Origin of the sequence: Shinella kummerowiae (assembly GCF_009827055.1) — a bacterium.
In the GTDB taxonomy this organism is placed as follows: Bacteria; Pseudomonadota; Alphaproteobacteria; order Rhizobiales; family Rhizobiaceae; genus Shinella; species Shinella kummerowiae.
The window spans coordinates 70,422-93,694 of record NZ_WUMK01000011.1 but is presented as its reverse complement, the minus strand read 5'-3'; the positions used below and the strand labels follow the sequence as shown (position 1 = coordinate 93,694).

Annotated in this window: 27 protein-coding genes and 5 pseudogenes; 14 read left to right on the top strand and 18 right to left on the bottom strand. The window is 59.3% G+C overall.

What is annotated here, in order from left to right:
• Window positions 1-149: 149 nt before the first annotated feature.
• Window positions 150-1,257: pseudogene (locus GR138_RS25500) on the bottom strand (IS3 family transposase).
• A gap of 166 nt (window positions 1,258-1,423) precedes the next feature.
• On the opposite strand from GR138_RS25500, the gene GR138_RS25495 reads away from it, so the two are divergent.
• From GR138_RS25495 to GR138_RS25485, 3 genes are all read left to right on the top strand, one after another.
• Window positions 1,424-1,726: a DUF982 domain-containing protein gene (locus GR138_RS25495; protein WP_160862089.1), complete on the top strand. Its 303-nt coding sequence runs from the start codon at window positions 1,424-1,426 to the stop codon at window positions 1,724-1,726.
• A gap of 98 nt (window positions 1,727-1,824) precedes the next feature.
• The gene (locus GR138_RS25490; RefSeq protein WP_338091164.1) at window positions 1,825-4,578 is read left to right on the top strand and encodes a GAF domain-containing protein; all 2,754 of its coding nucleotides are present in this window, start codon (window positions 1,825-1,827) and stop codon (window positions 4,576-4,578) included.
• Between the two features lie 128 nt (window positions 4,579-4,706).
• On the top strand, window positions 4,707-5,084 hold the full coding sequence (locus GR138_RS25485) for a response regulator (RefSeq protein WP_160862087.1): 378 nt from the start codon (window positions 4,707-4,709) through the stop codon (window positions 5,082-5,084).
• A 42-nt stretch (window positions 5,085-5,126) separates the two neighbouring features.
• Here the strand turns inward: GR138_RS25485 and GR138_RS25480 are convergent, their stop codons facing one another.
• Entirely contained in the window at window positions 5,127-5,417 is a 291-nt protein-coding gene (locus GR138_RS25480) for a DUF899 family protein (protein ID WP_338091173.1), read from the bottom strand.
• On the opposite strand from GR138_RS25480, the gene GR138_RS30900 reads away from it, so the two are divergent.
• Window positions 5,359-5,700: a hypothetical protein gene (locus GR138_RS30900; RefSeq protein ID WP_338091174.1), complete on the top strand. Its 342-nt coding sequence runs from the start codon at window positions 5,359-5,361 to the stop codon at window positions 5,698-5,700. The genes GR138_RS25480 and GR138_RS30900 overlap by 59 nt on opposite strands.
• 16 nt (window positions 5,701-5,716) lie before the next feature.
• On the opposite strand, the gene GR138_RS25475 is transcribed toward GR138_RS30900, so the two are convergent.
• From GR138_RS25475 to GR138_RS25445, 8 genes are all read right to left on the bottom strand, one after another.
• Complete coding sequence (locus GR138_RS25475) at window positions 5,717-6,439, bottom strand: Crp/Fnr family transcriptional regulator (RefSeq protein WP_160862085.1); 723 nt, start codon at window positions 6,437-6,439, stop codon at window positions 5,717-5,719.
• Window positions 6,440-6,639: 200 nt separating this feature from the next.
• Complete coding sequence (locus GR138_RS25470) at window positions 6,640-7,236, bottom strand: general stress protein (protein ID WP_160862084.1); 597 nt, start codon at window positions 7,234-7,236, stop codon at window positions 6,640-6,642.
• A 12-nt stretch (window positions 7,237-7,248) separates the two neighbouring features.
• The gene (locus tag GR138_RS25465) at window positions 7,249-7,566 is read right to left on the bottom strand and encodes a PepSY domain-containing protein (RefSeq protein ID WP_160862083.1); all 318 of its coding nucleotides are present in this window, start codon (window positions 7,564-7,566) and stop codon (window positions 7,249-7,251) included.
• Window positions 7,567-7,775: 209 nt separating this feature from the next.
• Window positions 7,776-7,946 (bottom strand): hypothetical protein, encoded by a 171-nt coding sequence (locus GR138_RS30345; RefSeq protein WP_202402848.1) that lies wholly within the window; start codon window positions 7,944-7,946, stop codon window positions 7,776-7,778.
• A 29-nt stretch (window positions 7,947-7,975) separates the two neighbouring features.
• Complete coding sequence (locus GR138_RS25460; RefSeq protein ID WP_160862082.1) at window positions 7,976-8,269, bottom strand: hypothetical protein; 294 nt, start codon at window positions 8,267-8,269, stop codon at window positions 7,976-7,978.
• 77 nt (window positions 8,270-8,346) lie between these two features.
• Entirely contained in the window at window positions 8,347-8,571 is a 225-nt protein-coding gene (locus tag GR138_RS25455; RefSeq protein ID WP_160862081.1) for a hypothetical protein, read from the bottom strand.
• Window positions 8,572-8,660: 89 nt separating this feature from the next.
• Window positions 8,661-9,155 (bottom strand): BON domain-containing protein, encoded by a 495-nt coding sequence (locus tag GR138_RS25450; protein ID WP_160862080.1) that lies wholly within the window; start codon window positions 9,153-9,155, stop codon window positions 8,661-8,663.
• A 95-nt stretch (window positions 9,156-9,250) separates the two neighbouring features.
• Complete coding sequence (locus GR138_RS25445) at window positions 9,251-9,763, bottom strand: sigma-70 family RNA polymerase sigma factor (protein WP_160862079.1); 513 nt, start codon at window positions 9,761-9,763, stop codon at window positions 9,251-9,253.
• 138 nt (window positions 9,764-9,901) lie between these two features.
• On the opposite strand from GR138_RS25445, the gene GR138_RS25440 reads away from it, so the two are divergent.
• Entirely contained in the window at window positions 9,902-10,132 is a 231-nt protein-coding gene (locus tag GR138_RS25440) for a DUF6894 family protein (protein ID WP_160862078.1), read from the top strand.
• Here GR138_RS25440 and GR138_RS25435 read toward each other — a convergent pair.
• The gene (locus GR138_RS25435) at window positions 10,125-10,856 is read right to left on the bottom strand and encodes a Crp/Fnr family transcriptional regulator (protein ID WP_160862077.1); all 732 of its coding nucleotides are present in this window, start codon (window positions 10,854-10,856) and stop codon (window positions 10,125-10,127) included. The genes GR138_RS25440 and GR138_RS25435 overlap by 8 nt on opposite strands.
• A 236-nt stretch (window positions 10,857-11,092) precedes the next feature.
• Window positions 11,093-11,341, bottom strand: coding sequence for a DUF6894 family protein (locus tag GR138_RS25430; RefSeq protein ID WP_160862076.1), 249 nt, complete (start codon window positions 11,339-11,341; stop codon window positions 11,093-11,095).
• Between the two features lie 363 nt (window positions 11,342-11,704).
• On the opposite strand from GR138_RS25430, the gene GR138_RS25425 reads away from it, so the two are divergent.
• The 3 genes and pseudogenes from GR138_RS25425 to GR138_RS25415 form a co-directional block, all read left to right on the top strand.
• A complete protein-coding gene (locus GR138_RS25425; RefSeq protein WP_130520302.1) occupies window positions 11,705-11,887 on the top strand; it encodes a hypothetical protein in 183 nt (60 codons plus the stop codon).
• A gap of 87 nt (window positions 11,888-11,974) precedes the next feature.
• Window positions 11,975-12,475: a YciE/YciF ferroxidase family protein gene (locus GR138_RS25420; protein WP_160862075.1), complete on the top strand. Its 501-nt coding sequence runs from the start codon at window positions 11,975-11,977 to the stop codon at window positions 12,473-12,475.
• A 112-nt stretch (window positions 12,476-12,587) separates the two neighbouring features.
• Window positions 12,588-12,887 (top strand): annotated as a pseudogene (locus GR138_RS25415) (catalase); the annotation flags it as partial.
• Window positions 12,888-12,973: 86 nt separating this feature from the next.
• Here GR138_RS25415 and GR138_RS25410 read toward each other — a convergent pair.
• From GR138_RS25410 to GR138_RS25400, 3 genes are all read right to left on the bottom strand, one after another.
• Window positions 12,974-13,225 (bottom strand): glycine zipper domain-containing protein, encoded by a 252-nt coding sequence (locus tag GR138_RS25410; RefSeq protein ID WP_160862074.1) that lies wholly within the window; start codon window positions 13,223-13,225, stop codon window positions 12,974-12,976.
• Window positions 13,226-13,321: 96 nt separating this feature from the next.
• Window positions 13,322-14,173 carry an NmrA family NAD(P)-binding protein gene (locus tag GR138_RS25405; RefSeq protein ID WP_160862073.1) on the bottom strand — a complete coding sequence of 284 codons (852 nt, stop codon included), beginning with the start codon at window positions 14,171-14,173 and terminating at the stop codon, window positions 13,322-13,324.
• Window positions 14,174-14,618: 445 nt separating this feature from the next.
• On the bottom strand, window positions 14,619-14,843 hold the full coding sequence (locus GR138_RS25400; protein ID WP_160862072.1) for a hypothetical protein: 225 nt from the start codon (window positions 14,841-14,843) through the stop codon (window positions 14,619-14,621).
• A gap of 1,522 nt (window positions 14,844-16,365) precedes the next feature.
• Between GR138_RS25400 and GR138_RS30665 the strand changes: the two are divergent.
• The 4 genes and pseudogenes from GR138_RS30665 to GR138_RS25385 all read left to right on the top strand — a co-directional run.
• Window positions 16,366-16,551: pseudogene (locus tag GR138_RS30665) on the top strand (IS110 family transposase); the annotation flags it as partial.
• A gap of 528 nt (window positions 16,552-17,079) precedes the next feature.
• Window positions 17,080-18,636: an ISL3 family transposase gene (locus GR138_RS25395; protein WP_160862071.1), complete on the top strand. Its 1,557-nt coding sequence runs from the start codon at window positions 17,080-17,082 to the stop codon at window positions 18,634-18,636.
• Window positions 18,591-19,094: pseudogene (locus tag GR138_RS25390) on the top strand (DUF3422 family protein); the annotation flags it as partial. The gene GR138_RS25395 and the pseudogene GR138_RS25390, both read left to right, overlap by 46 nt.
• 229 nt (window positions 19,095-19,323) lie before the next feature.
• Entirely contained in the window at window positions 19,324-19,539 is a 216-nt protein-coding gene (locus GR138_RS25385) for a hypothetical protein (protein WP_160862070.1), read from the top strand.
• Between the two features lie 170 nt (window positions 19,540-19,709).
• Here the strand turns inward: GR138_RS25385 and GR138_RS25380 are convergent, their stop codons facing one another.
• On the bottom strand, window positions 19,710-19,955 hold the full coding sequence (locus GR138_RS25380; protein WP_160862069.1) for a hypothetical protein: 246 nt from the start codon (window positions 19,953-19,955) through the stop codon (window positions 19,710-19,712).
• A gap of 282 nt (window positions 19,956-20,237) precedes the next feature.
• Between GR138_RS25380 and GR138_RS25375 the strand changes: the two genes are divergently transcribed.
• Window positions 20,238-20,570, top strand: a complete 333-nt coding sequence (locus GR138_RS25375) for a YciI family protein (protein ID WP_160862068.1) — start codon at window positions 20,238-20,240, stop codon at window positions 20,568-20,570.
• Between the two features lie 17 nt (window positions 20,571-20,587).
• On the opposite strand, the gene GR138_RS25370 is transcribed toward GR138_RS25375, so the two are convergent.
• The gene (locus GR138_RS25370) at window positions 20,588-21,280 is read right to left on the bottom strand and encodes a DUF899 domain-containing protein (RefSeq protein WP_160862067.1); all 693 of its coding nucleotides are present in this window, start codon (window positions 21,278-21,280) and stop codon (window positions 20,588-20,590) included.
• Between the two features lie 518 nt (window positions 21,281-21,798).
• Window positions 21,799-22,533 (bottom strand): annotated as a pseudogene (locus tag GR138_RS25365) (hypothetical protein); the annotation flags it as partial.
• Between the two features lie 200 nt (window positions 22,534-22,733).
• Between GR138_RS25365 and GR138_RS25360 the strand changes: the two are divergent.
• The gene (locus GR138_RS25360; RefSeq protein WP_210253454.1) at window positions 22,734-23,270 is read left to right on the top strand and encodes a hypothetical protein; all 537 of its coding nucleotides are present in this window, start codon (window positions 22,734-22,736) and stop codon (window positions 23,268-23,270) included.
• Window positions 23,271-23,273 lie beyond the last annotated feature (3 nt).

Sequence of the window (23,273 nt, the reverse complement as noted above, 5' to 3'; positions counted from 1 at the left end):
TCATCATTGATCTCAAGGTTCAATATTTTTCTCAGGCGATAGTCCCTTGTGCGGGACGGGCACCCGATAATCATCGACTACGCTCGCTTCTGCCTGGGACACATCTTCGTTGACCTTGAATAGCCCCGCATTTCGTAGACACCCTCGGGTTAGATTTTCTGCTGCTTCTCGTACTCGACGGGCGACAGCATTCCGTTTCTGACGTGCTTGCGTTTCGGGTTGTAGAACATCTCGATGTAATCGAACACATCCTGGCGCGCTTCATCGCGTGAAGGGTAGACCCTGCGACGTATCCTCTCTCGCTTCAGAAGATTGAAGAAGCTCTCGGCCACCGCATTATCATGGCAGTTGCCGCGTCTGCTCATCGAGTGAACCAGATTGTGGTGCGTGAGGAACGAGGCCCAGTTCATGCTGGTGAACTGCGACCCCTGATCCGAGTGGATCAACACCTTGTCCTTCGGTTTACGTCGCCACATCGCCATGAGCAGAGCCTGCAATACGACGTCCGTGGTCTGGCGGCTCTGCAGCGCCCAGCCGATGACCCGGCGGGAATAGAGATCGATGACGACCGCAAGGTAAGCAAAGCCCTCGCAGGTTCGGATGTAGGTGATGTCCGTGACCCAGGCCTTGTCCGGGGCCGCTACGTCAAATTGCCGGTCGAGCGTATTGTCGATAGCGACGGCAGGCCTGCCGCCATAAATGCCGGGGCGGCGCTTGTAGCCGATCTGCGCTTTGATCCCGGCGAGACGCGTCAGACGCGCGACCCGGTTCGGGCAGCACATCTCGCCCTGATCGAGAAGGTCGTCGTGCAGCTTGCGATAGCCGTAGACCTTGCCCCTCTCTTCCCATGCCTTCATGAGCAGATCGGTCTGTCGCCTGTCCTCGCTGGCTCGCCTGCTCAGCGGATCCTTCAGCCAGGCGTAAAATCCACTGGGATGAACCCGCAAAAGGCGGCACATCGTCCGCGCAAGGCAATGAACGCGTGCTTCACTTTGCATCCCTGGCGAAATACGCGGCCGCTTTTTTTAGGATGTCTCGCTCCTCGGTGACGCGACCCAATTCCTTCTTCAGCCGCCTGATCTCCTCGGCCTCATCGTTGCCCTTGGCGTTCGACGCGGCAAACTTCTTCTTCCATTCGTAGAGCGAATGCTGGCTGACGCCGAGGCGCTGAGAAACCTCCGAAACCGGATAGCCTCGCTCCGTGATTTGACGCACGGCGTCGCGCTTAAAATCTTCGCTGAATTTCGACTTGCTCATGATGCTCTTCCTGCCTCAAAATTAGGAAAGAAGGCGTCTACAAATCTAGGGGCTATTCAAGAAAACAGTTTCATAAGGGTGCCTTTCCGGGTCCTCATACCCTTGAAACCTCGGGAGTGAAATCCATATCGAAATGCGCCAGATGGATATCGAAGGGAGGATTTCAATGCTGGCCGACATTTCCTTTTCCGCCCCCCTGCATGTGCGCCTGTCCAGCGGCATTAGCCGTACCTTTGGCAGCGTAAACGACACTCTCGACTTCCTGAAAAACGAATGGCCGCTTCGCCATGGTGAGCGATACCGGCGCGCCTGTGAAAAGTGCCGGGCCGGGCTTCTTCGCCAAGCACCGATTGCTGTTGCACAGGAAGCGTTCGTCGCTGCCTGTCTCGAGGCGGGAATGGCGATTGAAGCCGAGCCTCCTGCGTTGCATCGGCCTGGGCCAATGACGCCGCCCCGCATGAGCGCCTGACGGGATAGCTGTCCGGTCAGAAAGATTGGGGCTTTCCCGATACGCAAGCGTTAGCTTGTCGTATGATGCCACTTTCAACAGGTAGCGAGGTTATCTACGTGCATATCGACGATGACCGCTCCAACAGCCCTGCCACCAACACCACGCTTTCCGCCGATATGAGAAACCTCATTGAAAGCGAGGCACGCCTGCGCTTTCTCGACAGGCTGGCGAAGGCGACGGCGGCGAGTGCCGACGCCGATGAAATCCTGGCCATTACGACGCGCGTGCTTGGAGAATACCTTGGTGTGTCGGTCTGCGCCTATGCGGACATGGAGCCCGACCAGGACCATTTCACCATACGCGGCGACTGGAGTGCGGAGGGTTCGCCAAGCATTAGGGGATATTACAGCCTTGCGTCCTTCGGTGCGCGGGCGGTCAACGATCTGCATGCCGGCAGACCTCTTGTCATCAATGACAACCGCGCCGAGCTTCCGCCCGAAGAAGCCGCGACCTTCCAGACGATCGGCATTGCGGCTACGATTTGCATGCCGCTCGTCAAACGCGGCCGCCTGACAGCCTTGATGGCGATCCACCACAAGGCACCGCATACGTGGACGCTTTCGGAACTCGCGATCCTGACCGAGGTCACGGAGCGCTCCTGGGCCCATATAGAACGCGTGCGCTCCGGACAAGTGGCGGAGGAAGCCGCGGAACGTCTGAAGCTTGCCACCGATGCCGCGTCGATCGGTATCTGGGACTATGAGATCGCCTCCCGCCGGCTGACATGGGATGCGCGTTGCAAGGCTCTATTCGGACTACCGCCCGAAGCCGAGATTTCCTACGAGCACAGCTTCCTCGCCGGGCTTCATCCCGACGACCGAGAGCGTGCCAACGCTGCGGTCCTGGAGGCGATCTCCGGCACGGCATCCCAACCTTTCAACATCGAATACCGGACCGTCGGTCTTCACGATCACGTCGAGCGCTGGGTTGCTGCCAACGGCGACGTTGTGACCGCCAAGGATAATAGGATTCGTTTCGTCGGTACCGTGCGAGATATCACCGGGCAAAAAAAGGCCGAGCGGCACCTGAAGATCATGAACGACACCGGCGCTGCGATTGCGGCGGAACTGGATCTCGAGACAATCGTACAGACGGTGACGGATGCCGGCGTGGAACTTTCAGGCGCCGAGTTTGGAGCCTTCTTCTACAATGTGCTCGACAATCAGGGCGGAAGCTACATGCTCTACTCGCTGTCGGGCGCTCCATCCACCGCGTTCGAGAATTATCCAATGCCGCGGGCAACGGCCGTGTTCAAGCCCACTTTCCTTGGCGAAGGCGTCGTGCGATCGGATGATATTCTGCAGGACCCCCGCTATGGCCTAAACAGTCCCCGAAAGGGCATGCCGGCCGGGCATTTGCCCGTTCGTTCCTATCTTGCCGTACCAGTGATCTCAAGGTCAGGGGAGGTGCTTGGCGGCCTTTTCTTCGGTCACAAGGAAACCGGCCGATTTGCGCTGGAGCACGAGACCGCACTGTTGGGCATAGCAGGTCACGCAGCCACGGCGATCGACAATGCGCGGCTGTTCCAGGCGGCGGAAGTGGAACTTGCGCAACGCCGACGGGCGGAAGAGGAACTGACGCTTCTAAATACCACCCTCGAGCAAAGGGTGGCTGAGGAAGTGGCCGAACGCGCGTGCGCGGAGGCGCAGTTGCGCCAAGCACAGAAAATGGAGGCTGTCGGCCAACTCACCGGCGGCATCGCGCATGACTTTAATAACATGCTGGCCGTCATCATCGGTGGACTAGGCATGCTGCAACGGCGCCTGGCGCGCGGCGATACCGATGTCGGCCGGTTCGTGGATGGAGCAACGGAGGCGGCGCATCGGGCAGCGGCTCTCACCCAGAGGCTTCTCGCGTTCTCACGGCGACAGCCGCTCTCCCCTAAACCACTCGATCCCAACCGCATGGTCGGCGGCATGAGCGATCTGCTGACGAGAACCCTTGGTGAGACGATTGCGCTTGAGACAGTTCTGACCGCCGGCGGCTGGCAGATCAATGCCGATCCCATCCAGTTGGAAAGCACGCTCCTCAATCTCTGCGTCAACGCACGCGATGCTATGCCGGGCGGTGGGCGCCTTACGATCGAGACATCAAATGCCTATGTCGACGATCGCTACGCGAAGGACGCCGGTCTTCAAAGCGGCCAGTTCGTTCTAATTGCCGTCACGGACACAGGCGTCGGGATGGACGAAGCCGTGATCGCACAAGCCTTCGATCCGTTCTTCACGACGAAGGAGGTCGGAAAAGGCACAGGCCTCGGGCTTAGCCAAGTCTATGGTTTCGTGCGTCAGTCTGGGGGAACGGTCAAAATCTATTCCGAACCCGGCGTCGGCACGACGGTGAAAATCTATCTGCCGAGATACCATGGTAGCGCTTCGCATCCGGTAGAGGCGGAACGGACACAAACCCCTTTGCCCGGTCGGGCAACCGAAGTGATCATGGTCGTCGAGGACGATTCCCGCGTGCGTGCGGTCTCGGTGGATGCCTTGCGTGAGTTGGGCTACACGGTCATAGAAGCGACCGATGCGGCACATGCGCTTCACCTGGTCGAGAAGGGACAACTGATTTCCCTGCTCTTCACCGACGTCGTGATGCCCGGCATGTCGGGCCGAGAGCTCGTTGATCGCCTACGCCAGATCGGCATCGCCGTTCCCGTCCTCTACACGACGGGGTACACGCGAAACGCGATCGTCCACAACGGCGTCCTGGATCCCCATACTCAACTGCTCTCCAAACCCTTCACCATCGAGGAACTGGCAAGAAAAGTTCGCGGAATTCTGGATGAGCGATCCAGCCAGGATGTATCTTAGAATTTGGATCCCTTGATAGCGGGCAAGAACTCTGCAACCCGAATATATGGAGCCCCCGCGAAGAAATCCGGTCGGACCGTTGACGGTTCATTCCACTATCCTAGCTTTCGCTTGAAGGAGGCTGCACCATGCGCGTTCTGATCGTTGAAGACGAGTTCCTCATCGCATCTCTTCTGGAAGCCATCGTTGAAGAACAAGGACACGAGCGGCTAGGACCGGTTTCGACGGTCGAGCAGGCGCTTGCCTACGCGCCGCGAGCCGATATTGCGCTCGTTGATCTGGGGCTGGCTGACGGGAATAGCGGACGACTGCTTGCAAGGCGCCTCGTCGACCGGTTCGGAATTGAGGTCGTTTTTGTAACCGGCGACGCCAGCGCACTTCAGGACGGATTCGACGGTGCCCTCGCCGTCATACAGAAGCCATTCCGTGATGAGGAGATCATATCGGCGCTGACCACCGCACTGGCTCGGCGCAGTAGGTCAATCGGCCGCGCCCAACACCCTTAAGAACTCTCTGCGCATTGTCTCGCGCCGGCAGAAATGCAGTAATTACGAGGAAATGGGCAGCCAGGGATTGCTCGCTGAGCCGTAGTGATCATGCAACCGCCACCACGTGTGCGGTGCCCCCTGCGGACGCCCGGGTGACACGTCCTGCCAGACTTCCTGCCTACCGAGGGGTGTGAGGTCGAGAAGTGTAAAGGTGGGACCAACAGCCCCAACACCGCGACCGTTCATGAAATAGGTACGATATGCCCTGTCGCCATCCCTTACGAAGACGTTGATGCCGAATTGTTCTTCGACGTCGAAATCTCTCGAAAACCGATCGTCCGGTAGCGTCACCCATGGCGAAAGCGCGCCTCCGCTGACGGCAGAGCAGTCCGACCCGCAAAGCCTAGGCTGGATGCAGGGCTTTCCGCCGCCGGAAGACAGGATCATCCGCTTTTCCGACAGCGATTATTCCGCCTTCCAGGCACGTTATCTCTCGGATCAGCTCGCTGCGTTCCCTCAGATATACGGGTCTATCAAATACCTTCGAGTCGGGCATCGAGTGTATTCGAGCACCTCCATGATCGCCCCCAACACCGGTCTCGGGAACGCCAGCTTCGTCAACAACCGTGATTGAGCGTTCATGGCCGGCTTCACAACCGAGGAAGATCGCTCATCAAACGCCGATATTCCGCTTCGGGCCTACCATAACAATCATGTGCGAAAGCCTCGAGAGCCGGGCGATCGCGGACGACGACGCTGCCCCGCAGTGAGCGGATGAGGCCCTCGCCTTCCAGGACGTGGAGCGCGGTCGTCACACTGGGGCGCCTGACGCCGAGGAGCACCGAGAGGAGTTCGTGCGTTACGGCCATCTCATCGCTGCGGGAGCGGTCGTGGCACATGAGAAGCCAGCGGGCGAGGCGCTCGTTGACGTCATGCACCGCGTTCGAGACCGCCGTGTGCGCCAGTTGAACGGCGAACCCCTCCATGGATCGGTTCATGATTTGCACGAAAGGTTTGCTCTGGTCCATCCAGCGACGGAAATCATCGAACTCCATGCTGTAGCCTTCGGCATCGAGCTGAACCGTGACGTCGTAGGAACTGATCCGCGCACCGGTGACCGCGGCAGTCGGGATATATCCGTCGAAGCCGAAGATACCAGCTTCCGCGCGCCGCCCCTGCGGTGTCATGATCACCACCGACCCTATACCGGAGGTCAGGAAATGCACCGCGTCGATCGGCTTGTCACGATGCGCCAGTGGCGTGCCCTTTGGAAAGACATTGTGTGTCAGATCCGGCGCCAGCATCTGGAAATCGATTTCCGGCAGAAGCTGCAGGAGATTGTTGAGGGGCGCTGAGCGCAACGGGGCGGTCATGTTCACGCCTCCAGTTTCGGGCCGAGGCTTGTTTCGACGCGTCCGGCTCCAAGAGATAATGGAACGAATTTACGCCTTCTCGCCGCCCTGGCAAGGGCGGGCAAGAACCGGGCACAGCGATCGAGGGGATATATAAGGAGGCCGGTCCGCAACTCGCGGACCGGCCTCCTTCAAGCCGAGAAATGCAGCGTGTTCAGCAATCAGCGCCGATAACGCAGGCGCTCCTGCTCGATTTCTGCGGAACCGTAGGGATCGAGGGTTTCGTCGAAGCGCGTCCAACCCTGTTCGGTATAGGCCGCACGCCGCTCGACCGGATCGACCCAGTTCGACTGGCGCAGAATAGCCTCGGCTTCCGCGTAGAGATTCTCCTCGACCCGGGCGGTCACGAGTGTGCCGCCGCGGCGCACGCCTTCCGCATAGACATGGGCATGCTCCTCCGGCACACCGGATTCGGTCATCGCGCCGATGATACCACCTGCCGCGCCGCCCGCGACCGCGCCGGCCGCGGCACCCACCGCGGTGGCGGCAAGCCAGCCGGCGGCGACCACAGGCCCAACACCCGGAATGGCCATGACACCGAGACCGGTCAGGAGGCCGCCGACACCGCCAACGGCAGCCCCGATCCCAGCCCCCGTTCCGGCGCCATCGGCGGCATTTGTGTCGCCGGCATGCCGATCGTCCACATTGTTCGAGACGATGCTGATGTCCTCCGAGGGGATGCCTCTCGCTTCGAGCGCGCTGACGGCGGCGCGTGCGTCGGAATAGTCATCAAAAAGTCCGGTAGCGGTTTTTTTCATGGAAATATCCTCTTAGTTGGCGACGATGTTGCCCTGGTAGTCGAGCGCGACGTTGACGGACTTTCCGTCCTTCATCGCGGTACCGCGCCAGACGCCCTTGTCGTCGAGCGTGAGCCCGGTGACGTCGGCATAGCCCGCCTCGACGATGCGCTCCCTGGCCTGTTCCTCGGTGAAGCTGTTTGCGCCTTCGACCGGCGCAGTGGCGTTCTTGTCGTCCGGGGTCGCGATCGCCGGGGTATCACCATCGGTGGCGGGTGCCGTGGAGGTCTGGGCGAAGGCGCCAAGGGTCGATGCGCCGACAAATGCGGCGGCGAGCAATAGCTTTTTCATGATGTCTCCTCGTTTTCAGCCGTTGAAGGCAAGGAGCGAACCGGGATACGGGCGTTTAGTTCCGCGTTAATTTTGAGATTTCTTAAGATAACTTCAGACTGATGCCGGATTTTTCACTTGGCGCGAGCCGGCAGCCACACCGTCCACCCATAGGACAAACCTGCCCCGCCGACCTGTTTCATTCGGCGGCGCGCAAAGGGCTTTCCAGGTCAGCGCAGGCCAGTCTGCTTGGCCGGTTCGTCGTTCTCGTCCGGGTTCGGATTGGGCTCCTCATCGGGCAGGTACTCGGGCTCCGGCTCCTTGATCGGCGGGCTTGGCTCGCCAATGGGCGGCAGGTCGGGAACCTGATTCGGGCCGGGTTCGGTCGGAATAATAGCCATGGGAAACTCCTTACTGGTTTGACAGGCCCCTATTGCGCCTTGACATTGCGCGCGCCGGCATGGCGGAAGGCCCGTTCGGCCTTGATAAGATCGAAACGCGCGATATCGGCGGAAACGCGGATTTCGCCGTGGAGCGGCGCGTCGGCGCGGGTGGCGTCACCGCCGGAAGGCGCCGTGCCAGCCGTGTTTGCGTCCGTATCGGGCTCCACGAACACATCGGTACGGGCAATTCCGCATTGCTGTACGAGATGCTCGACGGCGCGGTCGGCGGCCTCTCGGGTCGCGAATGTCGCCCACATGGTTTTCGTGCTGTCATCGGACATTGCACCTTCTCCTCTTCTTCAGGGATCAGGTTTGCAACGCGGCAAGGGAGCGATGGTTCAGAACAGAGTGCTAGGCGCTATCCCCGAGTGTAGAACATGCGGGCAGAGGCCTCGATGATGGAGCGGTGCTTGACGGGGTCGAAGGTGACGGCGGGGAATGTCTCGAAGAGATACTTGGCAAAACTCTCCCTCGCCTCCTCCGACGCATCGAACCAGGGTTGCGAGGTGAGCTCATCGAAGACCGACTTCAATGCGCCCAACTCGTCCGGCTCGAAAGTCCCCTTGGAACTGTAGCTGCCCACGCCCGCCTCCTCTGTGCGACAGGCATGAATCTAGGTCCGTATAGGTGCGATTCAAAGCGGTATCATGGTACGAAATCGTACGGAGAAACTCAATCCGTCACGTCGCGAGGCAAATGGCTGTCGACACCACGCGCGAGAAGCCTGTCAGCCTCGACGTCACGCACCCCCTTCACACGGCGCAGGAAGCTGATGAGGTAGCGGCGGTCCTCTTCGCTATCGACGGCGCCGTCGAGCACCGCGACGCCGTCGCGAATCGTGAGCTCAAGCGTTGCAAGATCGACCCTGTGGTCGTCTTCGAGCGCCTCCATGATGCGCGCCTCAAGATCGCCGTCGGCGATGATATCGCCCGTTTCATCTGCAAACGACAGTGGCGCGCCGTCGACATCGCGTGCAGCGGGATCACGCGTGATCGCCACACCCTCGTTGTCCAGCTGATCCAAATCAGCACCGGGGCTTCCGTAAGGCAAGTTCTGCGCGGCTCGACGTGCATCGTCGTCATCCGGATAGGGCCAGCCGTCGCGGGTGTCCCGCTCCTCGTAGTCTCGAAAATCCTCTTCACGAGAGATTTGTTTGCGATCGGCCATCGTCTTGCTCCGCGGTTTAATCTGGAAATGATGATAGCCAATCGCTCAGACCGGCGTTTGTTCCGGAGAACAACCACAACCGCGCCGTTATTCCGTCATTGCGCCCCGGGGCGGCCGATGTCGTCTTCGAGCTTCTTGCGCGCACGGTTGACCCTGCTTTTCACCGTGCCGATCTCACAGTCGCACAGCCGTGCGGTATCGATGTAGCTGACGCCCATCGCCACGAGCAGCAACGTGCGGCGCGAGCGCGGCGGAAGGCGGCGCAGGGCGCAGCGCAGTTCGCTGCGGCGAACCGCCCATTCCTGCGGCGCCATGATGCTCGCCCGTTCTAGCAAGCCGTCGTCCAGTCCGACAGGCTCCCGGCAGCGGCGGCGATATTCCGTGTTGAAGCTATTGCGCATGATCGTGAAGAGCCACGAGCGGAGTTTTGTATTGGGGTGAAACTGATGCGAGGACCGAAGCGCCCGCATCACCGTTTCCTGGATCAGGTCCTCCCGGTCGCTCGCCGAACGGGTCAACTGCTGGGCGAAGCGCCTCAGCGCGGGCAGCTGGGCTTCTATACCGGCGTGGACCGTTTGAGAAACGGGTTCGGAGACCAAGGCGTCCATTCATTCCTCCATTTCGAAGGAAACGAGACGGGCGTGCGGAGGTTGCCGTACGATAGCGTACAGACGTGGCTGGAAAGAAAATGGAACACTTGGCGGCTTCGCCAGTCCCTATGGAAGCGATGACGCTGCGAGGCGACCATGACCCACTACTTCTTCCACATCTGCAGCCGAACGGAACGGATCGAAGACCGGGAGGGTGCGGATTTCGATACGCTGGACGCCGCCCTGGCTGAGGCCCGTCTTGCAGCGCGCGAGATTCTGGCCGAGGATTTGCGAAAGGGGCACGTCGATGAAACGCGTCTCTTCGAAATCGTCGATGAACGGGGGGAGCTGATGGCGCGGGTGCCCTTCAAGGAAGCGATCAGCTAGCCGGCCGCGAGACGACGGCGCCGATGAGCCGCCCGTATTCCCTTTCGCATTCGCCATAGCCATCGCGCGCAAAGGCTTCCAGGCCAGCCCGGTTGCGCACGCTGACGACGCCGCGCTCGGAGTAGATGAGCTTCTTGCCCTCCAGCACATGAAGCGCCGTCGTCACGCTGGGGCGTCGCACGGCGAGCATGATCGACATGAATTCGTGTGTCAGGCTGATATCCGAACCGTCCACCCGGTCGTGGCACATCAATATCCATCGGGCGAGCCGCTCGTCGATATGGTGCACGGCATTGGAAAGCGCGGTATAGGCCTGCTGGACAGCCAGTGCCTGCGTGTAGCGCGCAAGCAGCCTTTGAACCTCGCGATCTTCTGTCAAAACCGCTTTCAAGGCTGCAACGGGAAGACGGTAAGCTTGGCCTTGCATCTGCATGTGGATGGAGAATGGGTCGGCGTCGACGTCAAGGACGGCCGATACCGGACACATGCCGTCCCTTCCGATGATCGCGATTTCGCTATGCTGCCCCTCCGGCGAGCGGATGACCACGGAGGCAATGCCGCTCTCGAAGAAATAGGCGTGTTCCATTGGTTGATGGGGAGAAGACAGCTGATGCAAACGGGGGAGATCGACGCACTCCAATCGCGCGGCGAACCGCTGCAGGCTCGCTTCCGGTAAACCCCGTAGCAGGGTATTTCGAAACCTGCCCTGCCAAACGCCATCCATCCAACGATCCCATGCGGTTAAGCGACCGCATATCCCCCAAAGGCTTCGATCTTCCTAACGTCAATGGCTGTCCATCTATGACCATAAAATCGGCGAGACAACCCAGAGTCGGGCGTCGGTACGGAAGCGGACAGAGGGATGGAAATGTACGCGCGCCCGGCATGGGTCGCGAAGAAGGCGCGCCGGTTTTCGCCCGCGGTCAGTATCCGCGTCGGCGAACGGGTTTGCCTCCGCTCTCACACCTCCTGGGTGCCGTGCGGAATCGCTTCGAGAACCAGCCGGAAGGTGACGATAGGCACGCGGTTGGCATCCTGCAATTCGACGGTGATACTGTCCAGCGGCTCATTCGGCAAACCATCGATGGCCATCTCGGCAAGAAGCGTCCTTGCCTCATCCTTGGCCTTTTCGATGTCCGCAAATTCGAAACCGCGATCAGGCTGCAGTACGCCGTCCTGATCCTGGATCTTGAAATAATACCGTTCCATTGCCGCCTCCCGGATTGAGAAGACAATGGCAAAGCGGGGCAAACGTTCCGCGAGTGAGCGAGCCGGGCAAAGGATAGAGCGGCCAACGCTGGGGGGAGCTTTGACAAAGGACTTGAGGCCTCCGCCCAATCGCTAAACAGCAACTGCGCCCTCCCTCGCGGGAGAGCAGAATGTGTCACGATGATAAGGCGAGATGAAGCGGCGTTCCGGCTCCTTACGAAACCGTACCGACCCACCGAATTGCAGTACCTTTCGGTTGGATAGAAGCCGGAACATGTACGGTTCCGTACAAACACCTCAGCCGGCAGGAACATCCCCTTCCCCAATTCATTTGCGTGAGACCACCAGCGGGGGAACGACGTCATGCAACATCTCGACAAGAAGCGTTCGAAACCATCCGTCAAAGTGTTCGACGTCATTGCGTACTGCCGATCGCACAACATCGATGAGCGGGAGACCAGAAAGCTCGTGCTCATTGTCGGCCGTTTTGCGAGCAGGCTTGAAATCCAGATGAATCTTACGAAACGGCCTGCGCGCTTCCGGTAGCGCTTTGTCCGGCACCCGGAACAATCACGGAAAGCACTTGATGAAACCGGAGCTTATTAACGGCTCATTCAAAGCGAGGAGATTGAAATGCCCACAAAAACAATGGAGGACCTCTTCTTCGATGGGGTCAAGGATATTTATTACGCCGAACGCAAGATTGTCGCGGCGCTCAAGAAGATGATCCGCGGCGCCAAGGCCGAAGAGTTGAAGGCCGCGTTTGACAAACACCTGCAGGAAACGGAAAACCAGATCGAGCGCCTCGTTCAGGTGTTCGAAATCCTCGGCAAACCTGCCCGCGGCAAAACCTGCCCGGCCATCGACGGCATCCTCGAAGAAGGCCAGGAGGTCCTCGAGGAGTTCAAGGAATCGCCTGCGCTCGACGCCGGTCTGCTGGCAGCCGCACAGGCCGTCGAGCACTACGAGATCGCCCGCTACGGCACCCTGAAGTCATGGGCCCTGCAGCTGGGGCACAAGGATGTCGCCCAGCTGCTCGAACAGACACTTTCGGAAGAAATGAAGACCGACCAGGCGCTGAGCCAGCTCGCCGAAACGAAGGTGAACCGCGAAGGCAATGCCAAGGCTGCCTGAACGCGCGGGGTGGGCAGTTCGGTCGAAAAAATGCAGGAACCGCCCACCGCTTCATTGCGCGACACCCTGCTTCAAACAAAGTCTCCCGCGCTCGACGGGGGCCTTCATGCGCAAGCGCTCGGGCAGCCCGAACTTCACACATATCCCGATCAACGCACCCAAACGTCCCTTCCATCACTTCGAGCAGGACGGGCACATGGCCCTGCGCAACCCCGTCGGCCGCGATAATTATCAGCCGAACTCCTGGGGCGAGGGACCGCGGGAATCACCGTCGGCCGGTTTTCCGCATTTCCCTGCGGAAGAGCAAGGCCAGAAGGTGAGGCTACGACCCGAAAGCTTTGCCGCCCACTATAGCCAGGCGCGCCAGTTCTACATTAGCCAAACCCCGGCCGAGCAGCGGCACATCGCGGCCTGATGACGGGAAAAGGTGGATGCATATGCAGATGTGAGGGCAGACCCCCAGCAAAAATGCCGGGGTCCGCACCTGTGCGGTCGAATCTAGCAACGGTCGACATATCTGTTACCATACTGGTCCCTGTAGTAGCAGCGTCCTGGCTGATCCGCGACATTGCCAATCAACGCGCCGGCGACACCGCCGACCGCTGCGCCAAAGGCTGCGCCGCGGACATTGCCGGTCGCAACGCCGCCGACCACGGCGCCCGTCGCGGCGCCAACACCGGCCCCTCGTTCGGTTGCCGTGCAGGCGGCGAGCGATAACCCGACGCAGGCAATAATCATGAGCTTTTTCATGGTAACCTCCCTATCTCGACCTTGTGAGAACCCGCAGTCGCCCCACAAGTTCCCGGCCGTGGTGACTCGATTGATGCGGAGGGCAGGCTTGGGTGCTTATTGTCCATTCAGGCTTCTGATATGGTCGAGCAGGGCAACGTCGCCGCGCAGGGGATCGGCCGGCAGGTGCGGCCCATCGACCGTCACTGCGGTCATCCGGGCATAGGCACGGGCTGCTTCCGGCGAGAAGCCCACAGCGCGAAAGCTCTCCTCCCATTTGTTGCGTGGAATGGTCTCCAGCCGGACAGGGCGGCCGAGCGCCGTCGAGAAGGCGGTAGCGACATCGTCGAACGTGTACCGACGAGGCCCTTCGACATAGCGTATGCCGACGTCGTCAGCTTCGGAGAGAAGCCGGCTCGCGGCCGCTTTCGCGATGTCGACAGGCGAAACCATCGGCAGACGCATGTCGCCCGGAAAGGGTGTCTGCAGGACGCCTTCCCTCGCGGATTCCAGCAACATGTCGAGGTTCGTGTAGTAGTAGGCCGCACGGTTTATTGCGGTGGGAACGCCGCTTGCCTCGGCTTGCTGCTCGAAGTCGAACAGGACGGACAGGTCACCGATCCTCTCTCCCGATTTGGCACCATAGGTCGAGGCGACAACGATCTTTTCAAGGCCCGAACCGGGCAGGGCGTCCGTGATGGCACGCACTGTCGCCGTTTCCGCTTCATCCGTATCGCCGCTCGGATCGGCCGGCGGATTGAGGAGAAAAGCGCGGCGGCCTCGCCGAAAGAGATCGTGCAACGGTGCGGTCTTCCCCACATCGAGAACGATCCGCTCGACATTTGCAGTGCGGATGTCGTCGGCCTTGCCGGTGTCGTGCACGATCGCAATGACCTTTTCGCCGGCCGCGTCGAGCTGGTTCACGAGTTCGGACCCGATATGACCCGTTGCTCCCAGAACGATAAACATTGTGCGCTCCTGTCGCTTGTGCCGTCTACTGTCCGTCTTCCGGTGAAACCGCGGGGGCGATATCGGTCTGGGCGGGCGTTGCAGATCCGTCGGCGGTCGCCGCATCCCCTAGCTTTTCTTCCAGCGGCCCCGGCGACGTCCCGTCTAATATCTTGCGCGAAGAGGACCCGGCGTCATCTCTAACACCGAGCCCTGCATCCCCCCGGATGGTTTGTTTTAATCAAGTGAGTACGTCGCGATCAAGTGGCGAGCGTTGAAATGAAAAAAGCCGGGGCCCTGTGTAAGCAAGGTCCCGGCTAAAATTCATCGCAGAGGCCCTACAACGAGCCGAATACATTAGCACAACCGCAAATTGGATCAAGCTACCGCGCGCGCGCAAAAAAAACCCGGCAAGGCGCCGGGTACAGGCTGGCTTTTCATGGGAGCTTTCGAATCAAAGAGTATCTTATCGCCCACGCCGTTCAAGCTTCTTCGCATATTTCGTGCGTGCGACACTCTCGACCAGTTCGCGGTGTAGAGCAGCGTTGAAAGACGCGCCCGGGAAGGCCTCAAAAATATAGACTGAGAACGCATAACGCGCTTCAGGATCAAACCACGGCCGCGCAGCAATGTCTTCGAACACCGCTTCCATCGAACTCAGATCATCGTCTTCAGAATTGGTGTGTGCCAAGCGCTAGAAGCTCCATGGTGGTAGCGTGGAGCTATCGAAGGAGCTGCTTAGAGGCAAGCAAGAAGCCGGAGCAACCACGCTGACAATCGCTCCGGCTCTTTGAGGCAGATATCGCAAAACCACTTCAGGGGTTGGAGAAGTCTTGCGACTCAAAAACATTAGCACGCGCTTGCATTGCGGCAAGACCGCAATGTGAACGACCCCAATGTGTTCAGTTTGTTCACTCCGTCCGCGACCGGAACATAATAGCAACATGACTACTCTCGCTCGAAAATGGATGGACCTCGAAAGCTATCTGAACGGACAGAAGCCCACGCTATCGGACCTCTTGGAGTCGATTTGCTTGGGTGGACACTGTTCGTCGTGTGAGAGGACAGCCGGTGTAGATCGATGGGAGATAGCGGCGCGGCGCGGCAAGCATAGGTACGTGGCAGAGTTGCGACCTGCCCTTCGGTGCATGGCATGCGGTGCGAAAGGCGGAAATACGTGGGTCTTCCGAATGCAGGCGCGATGACTGTTCACAAAAAAGAACGCGACTTAGCGGAGTCGCGTTCCTTCTTGCAGTCACAGCTTAAGGGTTAGGGGCATTCGCGACTGCGATTGAACATTAGCACTTGCTGCCGAAGGAACAAGCAAGGCGGCATAGTCATATCGAGCGAGTTAAATCTAGATTTTAACAGAAAATAATTAGATCGAACCCCGTAGCATCGAAAGCATAAACTTGACGCTTCGATACTAGTATCTGTCGCACGCCAAAGAACAAAGCCGATTGAATACATTCGGTATCGCTAAATTTCAACGTGAAACGCGGAACGTTTACAGTCCAATTCGCGAACTTCCTTGAAAAGGTACCCCAAATGGGGGTGTAAATCGACGTACACCTTATCAGCTACATCTATTACAACTTGATATATTTCGGCAAACGTTCTGCAACCGCTATCGATTAAACTGAGATGATGAGCAATGTCTTGTACCTCACCGTCTGTGCAGCAATCGGATGCATCCTGACAGCGGGAGGCTTATGCGATCATGACGCGATATATGCAGGACCCAAGCCCTAACAGCATGGTCACTGGCGGCGGCACACAAGCCCGGGCGGATATTGATCTTACTGGCGACTAATCAGCCAAAAGCCGACCACGATGGCGGCGAACCAGATTACGCCGACCAGCAGAAACATAACGGCTAGCTGAAACTCGCTCTCCATACGGCGCATTTTAACGCAGATTTGTCGTAGACAGAAGACAAAAGTGATTGCGTACATTGCACGTGACTAAACTAGAGCGCGCAACGGGGAACGATTACAGCCCAATGCGTGAACTGCCGCAGTGCGCTATTGCTTTCGGGCTATTACGCCGCCTTTTGCCACGAGTTTGAAAAGACGTGATCGGCAACCGCCTTCCGCGTAAGGCGCTAAAGCAACGGCGGACTGCATAACCCCGTTCTGTTGATTATGGGATGGCCCGCCCTTCCGAGGACATCGAGTATGATGTCCTTCTGTTGAAGGGAAAGGAGCCGTGTCATGCAGATTTCCATACTGGGTATCGACATCGGGAAGAACAGTTGCAGCGTTGTTGGGGTAGATGAGCGCGGCGCTGTGGTTGTCCGTCGAACGATACGGCGAGAGACATTGATCGAATTCGTCGAGAAGCTGCCAACCTGTGTTATCGCGATGGAGGCCTGTTGTGGTGCTCACCATCTTAGTCGGCTCTTTACCGCGAGGCGCGCGAGCGGCCATGCCGACGCTCAGTCGGAGTGATACCCCTGTCGGGCAATGGCTCCGAGGTCTGCTTTCCCGGGGTATGCACCGCAACGTCGTGATCGTGGCGCTGGCAAACAAGCTCGCCCGCATTGCCTGGGCGGTATTACGAAAGGACTGCCCATTCGAGCGAGCGTACGGCGCCACCGCGGCGTAACAAGATTGGCTGCGTCCAGCTGCAGCCCATGATGTTTGCGAGAAGGACCGTAGATGGCCTGACAGTTGACCGGCGTGCGGAAAGCCCAGCATTGGCAATGGCTCATTGAAGCCGTGTTGATTATTGAGGCTCCGGACGTGCGGATATCCATCTTGGCCACGGCGTGACCGTGAGACCGAATACGTTGAAGCAGACTGTACAGGGATCTAAAATTCTACTTGCGAACAGGGCGGGCCATACGTTGCCACTGAGAATTGGCTCTGACTCACATTTGCTGCTGTCCGGAAGGAGGTTTCTGCTGATTCACCGGAGGATCAGCAATGGGCCATCGAATGCCGCATGCGAGTCTCGCGCCGTTCGGCTTTGCAGTAGATGAAGTGAAGATCGTTGGGGAATGTGTTCAAGTTCGGCTTCGATCGCGCAATCTATCAGCAGCTTGTCCAGCCTGCGGGCGAGCAAGCCGACGAATACAAAGCCGATATGAGCGGCGACCTGCTGACTTACCTCTCAGCGGCCGGCGGGTCGAGTTGACAGTCGTGACGCGTCGGTTCTGGTGTGACGCCGTACTGTGTGGCCGCCGTATCTTCTGCGAACAGTTTGGTGACAACGTGCTGGCTCGCTATGGTCGACACACCCAGCGGCTGGAGACGATTGTTCACCATCTCGGCTTGGCGCGCGGCGGTAGACCTGCCGGAGCATTTGCCAATCGCCTAATGGTGCCGGTGAGCAACGACACGTTATTGCGGGTGGTTCGCCGCCGTATTGGTGATCGGAACGAAGACCTCAACGTTATAGGCATTGACGACTTTGCCTTCAGGCGCGGGCAAACCTACGGAACGATTGTTTGTGACCTTGAACGGCGGAGACCCGTCACGCTGTTGCCGGATCGTGCGCTTGATATGTCTCGAACATGGCTTGCCGAGCATCCGTCGATATCGATTGTCGCCCGTGATCGGGGAGGTGGCTATGGTGAGGCCATAGCAAAGGTATTGCCCGATGCTGCGCAGGTCGCCGATCGGTGGCACCTGATGGAGAATTCCAGCCGGGCCTTCCTCGACGCTGTCGGCAAGTCGATGCGGCAGATCAGACAGGCCGTCGGCAGCAATGTCGTTGATCCCAAGCTTCTGACATACGCTGAGAAGCTGCAGCATGAGGGATATCTACGCCGCCAGGAAACGAACGAGGCGGTCCGGGAGCTGTCGAAGAAGCTTATATCAATTCGACAGATCGTGCGGCAAACCGGCCATAGCCGGAAGCTCGTTAGCGACGTTTTAAGGGGCCAGCGTCTCGACGTTTTCCGAACGCGACCCAGCTCTCTGGATAGCTGGCTGCTCTGGCTCAACAGCCGCTGGGAGGAAGGAGCACGGAACGCTTCGGCACTCTGGCGTGAGATGAAGACAAAGGGTTTTGCGGGGCAGAGTGGCGTCGTCTCGCAACGGGCGCAACGCCGACGACTTGCGGAAAAGGCCAATCAGAGCGGGCTCGCCAGAACGCCATCGACAAGGGTCATCGCGCGGCTCATGACCACCGCACGCGATGACCTTGCAAAGTCCGAAGCGATCCTGGTGGCGGCGATCGAAGTGAACGTCCCGGAGCTTGTGGTCGCCCGCACGGCCATCGGTGACTTCCAGTCCATGATCCGCTCGAAAACAGCGCGAAAGCTCGACGAGTGGTTGGAAGCCGCTAGGAACAGCCTGGTCGGATCGTTTGCTGGCGGCGTCGAAAAGGGCCTCGACGCGGTAAGGAATGCAATCATCTCACCATGGTCAAATGGGCAAACGGAAGGTCAGATCACACGCCTGAAGCGCATCAAGCGCCAGATGTATGGAAGAGCAAAGCTCGATTTGCTGCAAGCACGACTGATTGGCGCATCGTAGGAGCGGCACGTCAGCAAATGTGCGTCAGAGCCAATCAGCGACAGCGCATTGGAACCTTCATCGACCGACGCTTCCAGCCAGCGGTTCGATCGTTTCTCGCCGCCGAACGGCGTTTGGACGACGTCGGTCAACGCGTAAGCCTCGCGGGGGATCTCCTTCGGACCACGGTGCAGGTTCAGCTCGAGGACCAGAACGCGTCCTTGCTCGCCTCAGTGGAGGAGCGCGCCAGAGCGCAGGTTCACATCCAGCAGGCCGTTGAAGGATTCTCGGTTTTGGCGATCACCTGTTATGGCATTGGTCTCCTGAAGACATGTCTCGAAAGCCTGCAGGCCGCCGGCGTCGACATGCACCACGCAAAGACCGCGCTCTTCGGCGTCGTCCCGATCATCCTATTCGCCGTTTTGCGCACGGTTCGGCATGTGCGGTCATCGATCACCTCGCGAGTCCATGGCGGCTAAGCGTCACGGGACTGAAATCCTCGGGTTCGAATGGCCATAAGATGATGGCTCCCGCTCTATTGAATGCTCGTGAGGAGATATGAACCGCCGACCAGCCTACCGTCATGCGTGACAAGCACGTTCACTGGATCCGGTGGATAGGATATCGTGCCCCTTTGGTGCTACGACAACGCTCGCGCAAGGACGCCGAAGCATTCTCCGCCGCCAATTGATCGGCAGGACAGACAGATTGGACGATATCGCGGGCATTTTTACATCGACCACGGAGCGAACAGCATGGAACATCACCGCTCGCCATTTGGCACGCGGCCAGAAAGATCCCGTGATAATGATTATCGACGGAATCGAGGAGGAACGCAGGCGCTGCATCGAACTGCTGCAGGCCTTCGCAGGCAGGGACGTTGACATCCCAGCCTTCATGGTTGATCCGAACCATCAATTGTGAGCGGAAAGATCGGTGCATGACAGCACGTGGATCCGGATTAACATCGGCACCCGGCTCTGGCAGAGTACCATAGTGCTTGAACCATCGAGCGCCAAGGCCCGGTCGAGCTATACGAGGTGGCTCCCGGGCCGATTTTCTCGGTTCTGTCTCGGTCTCTATCGGGCTTTGCCTTATGCGGCCGTGTCGCTGCTGCAGAACATTCGCGCCGACGCTTCGACCACCGAGCGATGTTTCCTGGCATCAAAGGCGCCAGACGGGAACGTTTCGATGAGATATCTGGCGAAAGCCTCCCTCGCTCCATCAGACGAATCGAACCAGGGCTGCGATGTGATGTCATCGAACAGCACTTTGAGATCGCTCAACTCCTCGGGCTGGAATGCCGTTTTGACAAATAAGTGATCATAGATGCCTCCCATAAGCGCATCACAGTTAAGGAACTCCACAACCGTTTCAAGGTGGATTTTTGACTATCTTTCGGAGGGCCGGTATACTCGTCCGGTAGCTTGGTATGCGTTCGCGCCGCCCCGTGCTGGTTCTCAGGCAACCGAGCCATTGCGGTCGATCAGTCCCTCGCCCTGTGGCGAACCGGAAGACGCGTTGCACGGCAGTACCTGCGCCGAAGAACACCGGCATCCAGATGAGCGCACGACTTTGGCCGCAAATGGCGCGGCGCGCACTCGCACGAAGGAGAAAGGACAATGCCGAGATTCATCACAATCGGATACGGCGCCGCCGCCGACTACGATCGCACATCGCAGCCGGCAAGGGACGCCGCGCACGCCCGGGATGCAAAACTGCGGTCCGAAGGCGCGATCATGGGCATTGCAGGCCCACCGGTGCAGGTTCGCAATCCAGAGGGCGGTGGCATGGAAACCCGTGAAGGTCCGTTCCTGTCGTCCGCGCTGCCGATCGCCGGCTTTGCTATCATCGAGGCTGCCGATCTCGCCGAAGCCATCGAAAAGGTCTCAGGCGTTCCCTGCGCGGTCGCACATGGTGTCGTCGAGGTTTGGCCCTTGAAGGAGACAGCATAGTCGACGCTCATCACGGATCACTCATAGCGATCGTGGCGACGAACCCAGTCCATTCCCTCCGCCTCGTTCCGGCCCTTCGGAGCGAGATCGAGCATGTTGTAAGTGCCCATCATCACCTCTACGCCGCGCCCGAAAGTGGAGTAAGTGCGGAAGACCTGGCCTGCATCGTCCTTATAGAATGCGCTGACGCCCGGCCACTCCTCGCCGAGTTCGTGCCACTCACCGAAATTGTAGTCGATATGCCCGCTGGCGACCTCCTCGGGCGTGAAGCTGACGCGGAAATCATAGTTGAAGTCGCTGCCGAAAGACGACACCCATTTGAACTGCCAGCCCATGCGTTTGCGATAGCGCTCGATGTCGGCGAGCGGTGCGCGCGAGACCGCGAGCATGGTGACATCGTGATGCGCCAGATGCTTGTTCAGGCCGTCGGTGTGATCGGCCATGTAAGAGCAGCTCGGGCAGCCTTCCTTCCATCCCGGCGCGAACATGAAGTGCTGCACCAGAAGCTGGGATCGCCCGTCGAAGAGATCGGTGAGCGCGCGCGGGCCATCCAGCGTATCGAACACGTACTCCTTCTCGATCCGCACCCATGGCAGCGCAAGCCGCTTTTGAGCGACCTCGTCGCGATGACGAGTGAGCTCTTTCTCTGCCTTTAGCAAGGCCCGACGGGCCGTCAGCCAGTCATTGTGTGAAACAACAGGGTGTTGCATTGTCAGTCTCCTTCCGTTGGGTATCGAGGTGTTGGGCGCCGCGAAACTGCGGAGAAGAGCTTCATCCACCATAGGTCTGGGCGACGAAGCGAGATCTTTCGTTGCTTGCGCATCGTCCTCTCCAACCCTCTCATAGCTTCGCGGTTCCAAAGATCGCGATCCTGGAACACTATCTCGGGCAGACTGCCGGGTGAGAGTTACAAGTGTGGCGGGATTTCAAAGGGCTCGTGAATCATCGCGGCTGCATACCGCTCAGGAACCGTTACCGGTTTCAATCCGGCCAACATCACCACGTCAGGGAAGCGGTCGATTGTTCCAAGCAACGCATCTGACGAAAAAAAGCACGCTCTCACCGATCGGCTTGAGCGCGGGACCAACGGCAAACAGTCGATGTATTGGCAGGCTGCCATCCACCCGATCAATGAAAGCAGGATGCGGACATCCTTCACGGCCACAATAATATTACCGGGAAATGGTCACAGCTGCGTCATAAATTATCTATTGGATGAGCCAAATTATTCCACCGGCACGTCGCCTGCCGCGGCGTGTGCTTCCCGGACAAGTCCGGAAAGGCTCGTTTCCACCCCTTCGAGAACGGCGCCGGCGCCGATCCAGGCGATCAGGTCGTCCTTCCATTTGTCGAGCGCGTAAAGGCCGATGAAGATCCAGCTCGCATCCACCGCGACGATCACGAGGCGCAGCCAGGATGAGGGAGTGCGGCTGTCGGCGCGCTTTGCGAACCAACGCACCAGCCAGCATACCGCGATCGCCGCGATCAGGCTGCGCGAGCGGAGGAGCTCAAATATCTGCACCCGCTCCCCGGATGCCACCCGGTCCAACGCAAGACGCGAATATTCACGGACCGTATCCGCCAGGAAACCCCATGCGGCATAATAGGCGAAGAACGGCAGGATGGCCGCAGCGGTGATCAGCAAGAGCCGGTTGGTCGCCTGCCCCTTCCGCGCCGGCGCAGCCGCGGCTGGAGCCGTTCCGCGCAGGGCGGCAAGCGCCGGCAGGCCGGGAGTGAGGGTGGCGAACATGCCGATGACCACAAGCAGCTTGACGAGCACGACCAGCGAAAGCACCACCATCCCGCCGAGGGGCGCCTTCAGCCCGACGCTGACGGCCGCCTCGAGGAGGAGAGCGCGCGCGATGAGCCGGAGCGCCGCAATCAGCATGAGTTGCGGCCAGAAGCGGGCGAAAAGTCGTGCCGCCAATGCCACGAGGCCACCGATGTCTCTGAGCATCGCCATGCCCGACCCTAGCCCGATCCTTGCAGGCGCTCAATCCCGCAGAGTCAGTGTGTGGAAGTGGCACAGTTGAGCACAGCGGTTCGAGAGCATTTAGATTTCGGAGACCAAAGCGCCGCTCGCAATCTCCGGTAGCTTGGATCGCCCGAGCAGGAGGATAGGTTGGCTGCGCTCCATGATGGAGCCTGATTCGAGGAATGAACATGTCGCACCGGCACTCTCGCCGCTTCGCGCTAAAACACGCGCCGGCCGACGATCTGGCCCGCGCGATTGGCGATATAGACAAGCGGCTTGAGCAGCTCAGGCTCGCCAATGAGGCCATCCCATTCGACGCTTATCGCGCCCGCCAAATTCTCAAGGAAGCGCACGCCCGCTGTTGCGAGCACACCGGAACCAGGATCTCGAAATTTTCCAACATACGAGCTGCACGGATCGACTTGATGCCTAGATCAGATCAATCCCGCAGGGACCCGGTCGAGCGATACGAGTCGCTCCCGGGTTTTCCCTATCCGCCACCCAGAGCACAAGATTTAACGGGTTGTGTCGCGCCGGTGCCAAAGACAGATTTGCGCTTCCGCGAATCTCAATGCGGCTTGCATGCCTATGAAGGGACGACCATGGCCTACGACTGGACCGGCGAAACGACGCGCAAACGCACGCGAGTGAAACTGGTAGCGGCCATAGTGCTCAGCCTCGCCATCGTTCTCGGCGTCCCAGCAGCCCTGTCGCCGTTCATTTGAACG

Bases quoted from the DNA above. Each gene is read 5' to 3' on its own strand.
- GR138_RS25370 (WP_160862067.1), bottom strand. From the start codon at position 21,280: ATGCAACACCCTGTTGTTTCACACAATGACTGGCTGACGGCCCGTCGG.
- GR138_RS25410 (WP_160862074.1), bottom strand. From the start codon at position 13,225: ATGAAAAAGCTCATGATTATTGCCTGCGTCGGGTTATCGCTCGCCGCC.
- GR138_RS25420 (WP_160862075.1), top strand. From the start codon at position 11,975: ATGCCCACAAAAACAATGGAGGACCTCTTCTTCGATGGGGTCAAGGAT.
- GR138_RS25375 (WP_160862068.1), top strand. From the start codon at position 20,238: ATGCCGAGATTCATCACAATCGGATACGGCGCCGCCGCCGACTACGAT.
- GR138_RS30900 (WP_338091174.1), top strand. From the start codon at position 5,359: ATGCCGAATTGTTCTTCGACGTCGAAATCTCTCGAAAACCGATCGTCC.
- GR138_RS25495 (WP_160862089.1), top strand. From the start codon at position 1,424: ATGCTGGCCGACATTTCCTTTTCCGCCCCCCTGCATGTGCGCCTGTCC.
- GR138_RS25465 (WP_160862083.1), bottom strand. From the start codon at position 7,566: ATGAAAAAGCTATTGCTCGCCGCCGCATTTGTCGGCGCATCGACCCTT.
- GR138_RS25405 (WP_160862073.1), bottom strand. From the start codon at position 14,173: ATGTTTATCGTTCTGGGAGCAACGGGTCATATCGGGTCCGAACTCGTG.
- GR138_RS25360 (WP_210253454.1), top strand. From the start codon at position 22,734: ATGTCGCACCGGCACTCTCGCCGCTTCGCGCTAAAACACGCGCCGGCC.
- GR138_RS25485 (WP_160862087.1), top strand. From the start codon at position 4,707: ATGCGCGTTCTGATCGTTGAAGACGAGTTCCTCATCGCATCTCTTCTG.
- GR138_RS25445 (WP_160862079.1), bottom strand. From the start codon at position 9,763: ATGGACGCCTTGGTCTCCGAACCCGTTTCTCAAACGGTCCACGCCGGT.
- GR138_RS25380 (WP_160862069.1), bottom strand. From the start codon at position 19,955: ATGGGAGGCATCTATGATCACTTATTTGTCAAAACGGCATTCCAGCCC.
- GR138_RS25460 (WP_160862082.1), bottom strand. From the start codon at position 8,269: ATGTCCGATGACAGCACGAAAACCATGTGGGCGACATTCGCGACCCGA.
- GR138_RS30345 (WP_202402848.1), bottom strand. From the start codon at position 7,946: ATGGCTATTATTCCGACCGAACCCGGCCCGAATCAGGTTCCCGACCTG.
- GR138_RS25440 (WP_160862078.1), top strand. From the start codon at position 9,902: ATGACCCACTACTTCTTCCACATCTGCAGCCGAACGGAACGGATCGAA.
- GR138_RS25435 (WP_160862077.1), bottom strand. From the start codon at position 10,856: ATGGATGGCGTTTGGCAGGGCAGGTTTCGAAATACCCTGCTACGGGGT.
- GR138_RS25470 (WP_160862084.1), bottom strand. From the start codon at position 7,236: ATGAAAAAAACCGCTACCGGACTTTTTGATGACTATTCCGACGCACGC.
- GR138_RS25475 (WP_160862085.1), bottom strand. From the start codon at position 6,439: ATGACCGCCCCGTTGCGCTCAGCGCCCCTCAACAATCTCCTGCAGCTT.
- GR138_RS25395 (WP_160862071.1), top strand. From the start codon at position 17,080: ATGGGCCATCGAATGCCGCATGCGAGTCTCGCGCCGTTCGGCTTTGCA.
- GR138_RS25450 (WP_160862080.1), bottom strand. From the start codon at position 9,155: ATGGCCGATCGCAAACAAATCTCTCGTGAAGAGGATTTTCGAGACTAC.
- GR138_RS25425 (WP_130520302.1), top strand. From the start codon at position 11,705: ATGCAACATCTCGACAAGAAGCGTTCGAAACCATCCGTCAAAGTGTTC.
- GR138_RS25430 (WP_160862076.1), bottom strand. From the start codon at position 11,341: ATGGAACGGTATTATTTCAAGATCCAGGATCAGGACGGCGTACTGCAG.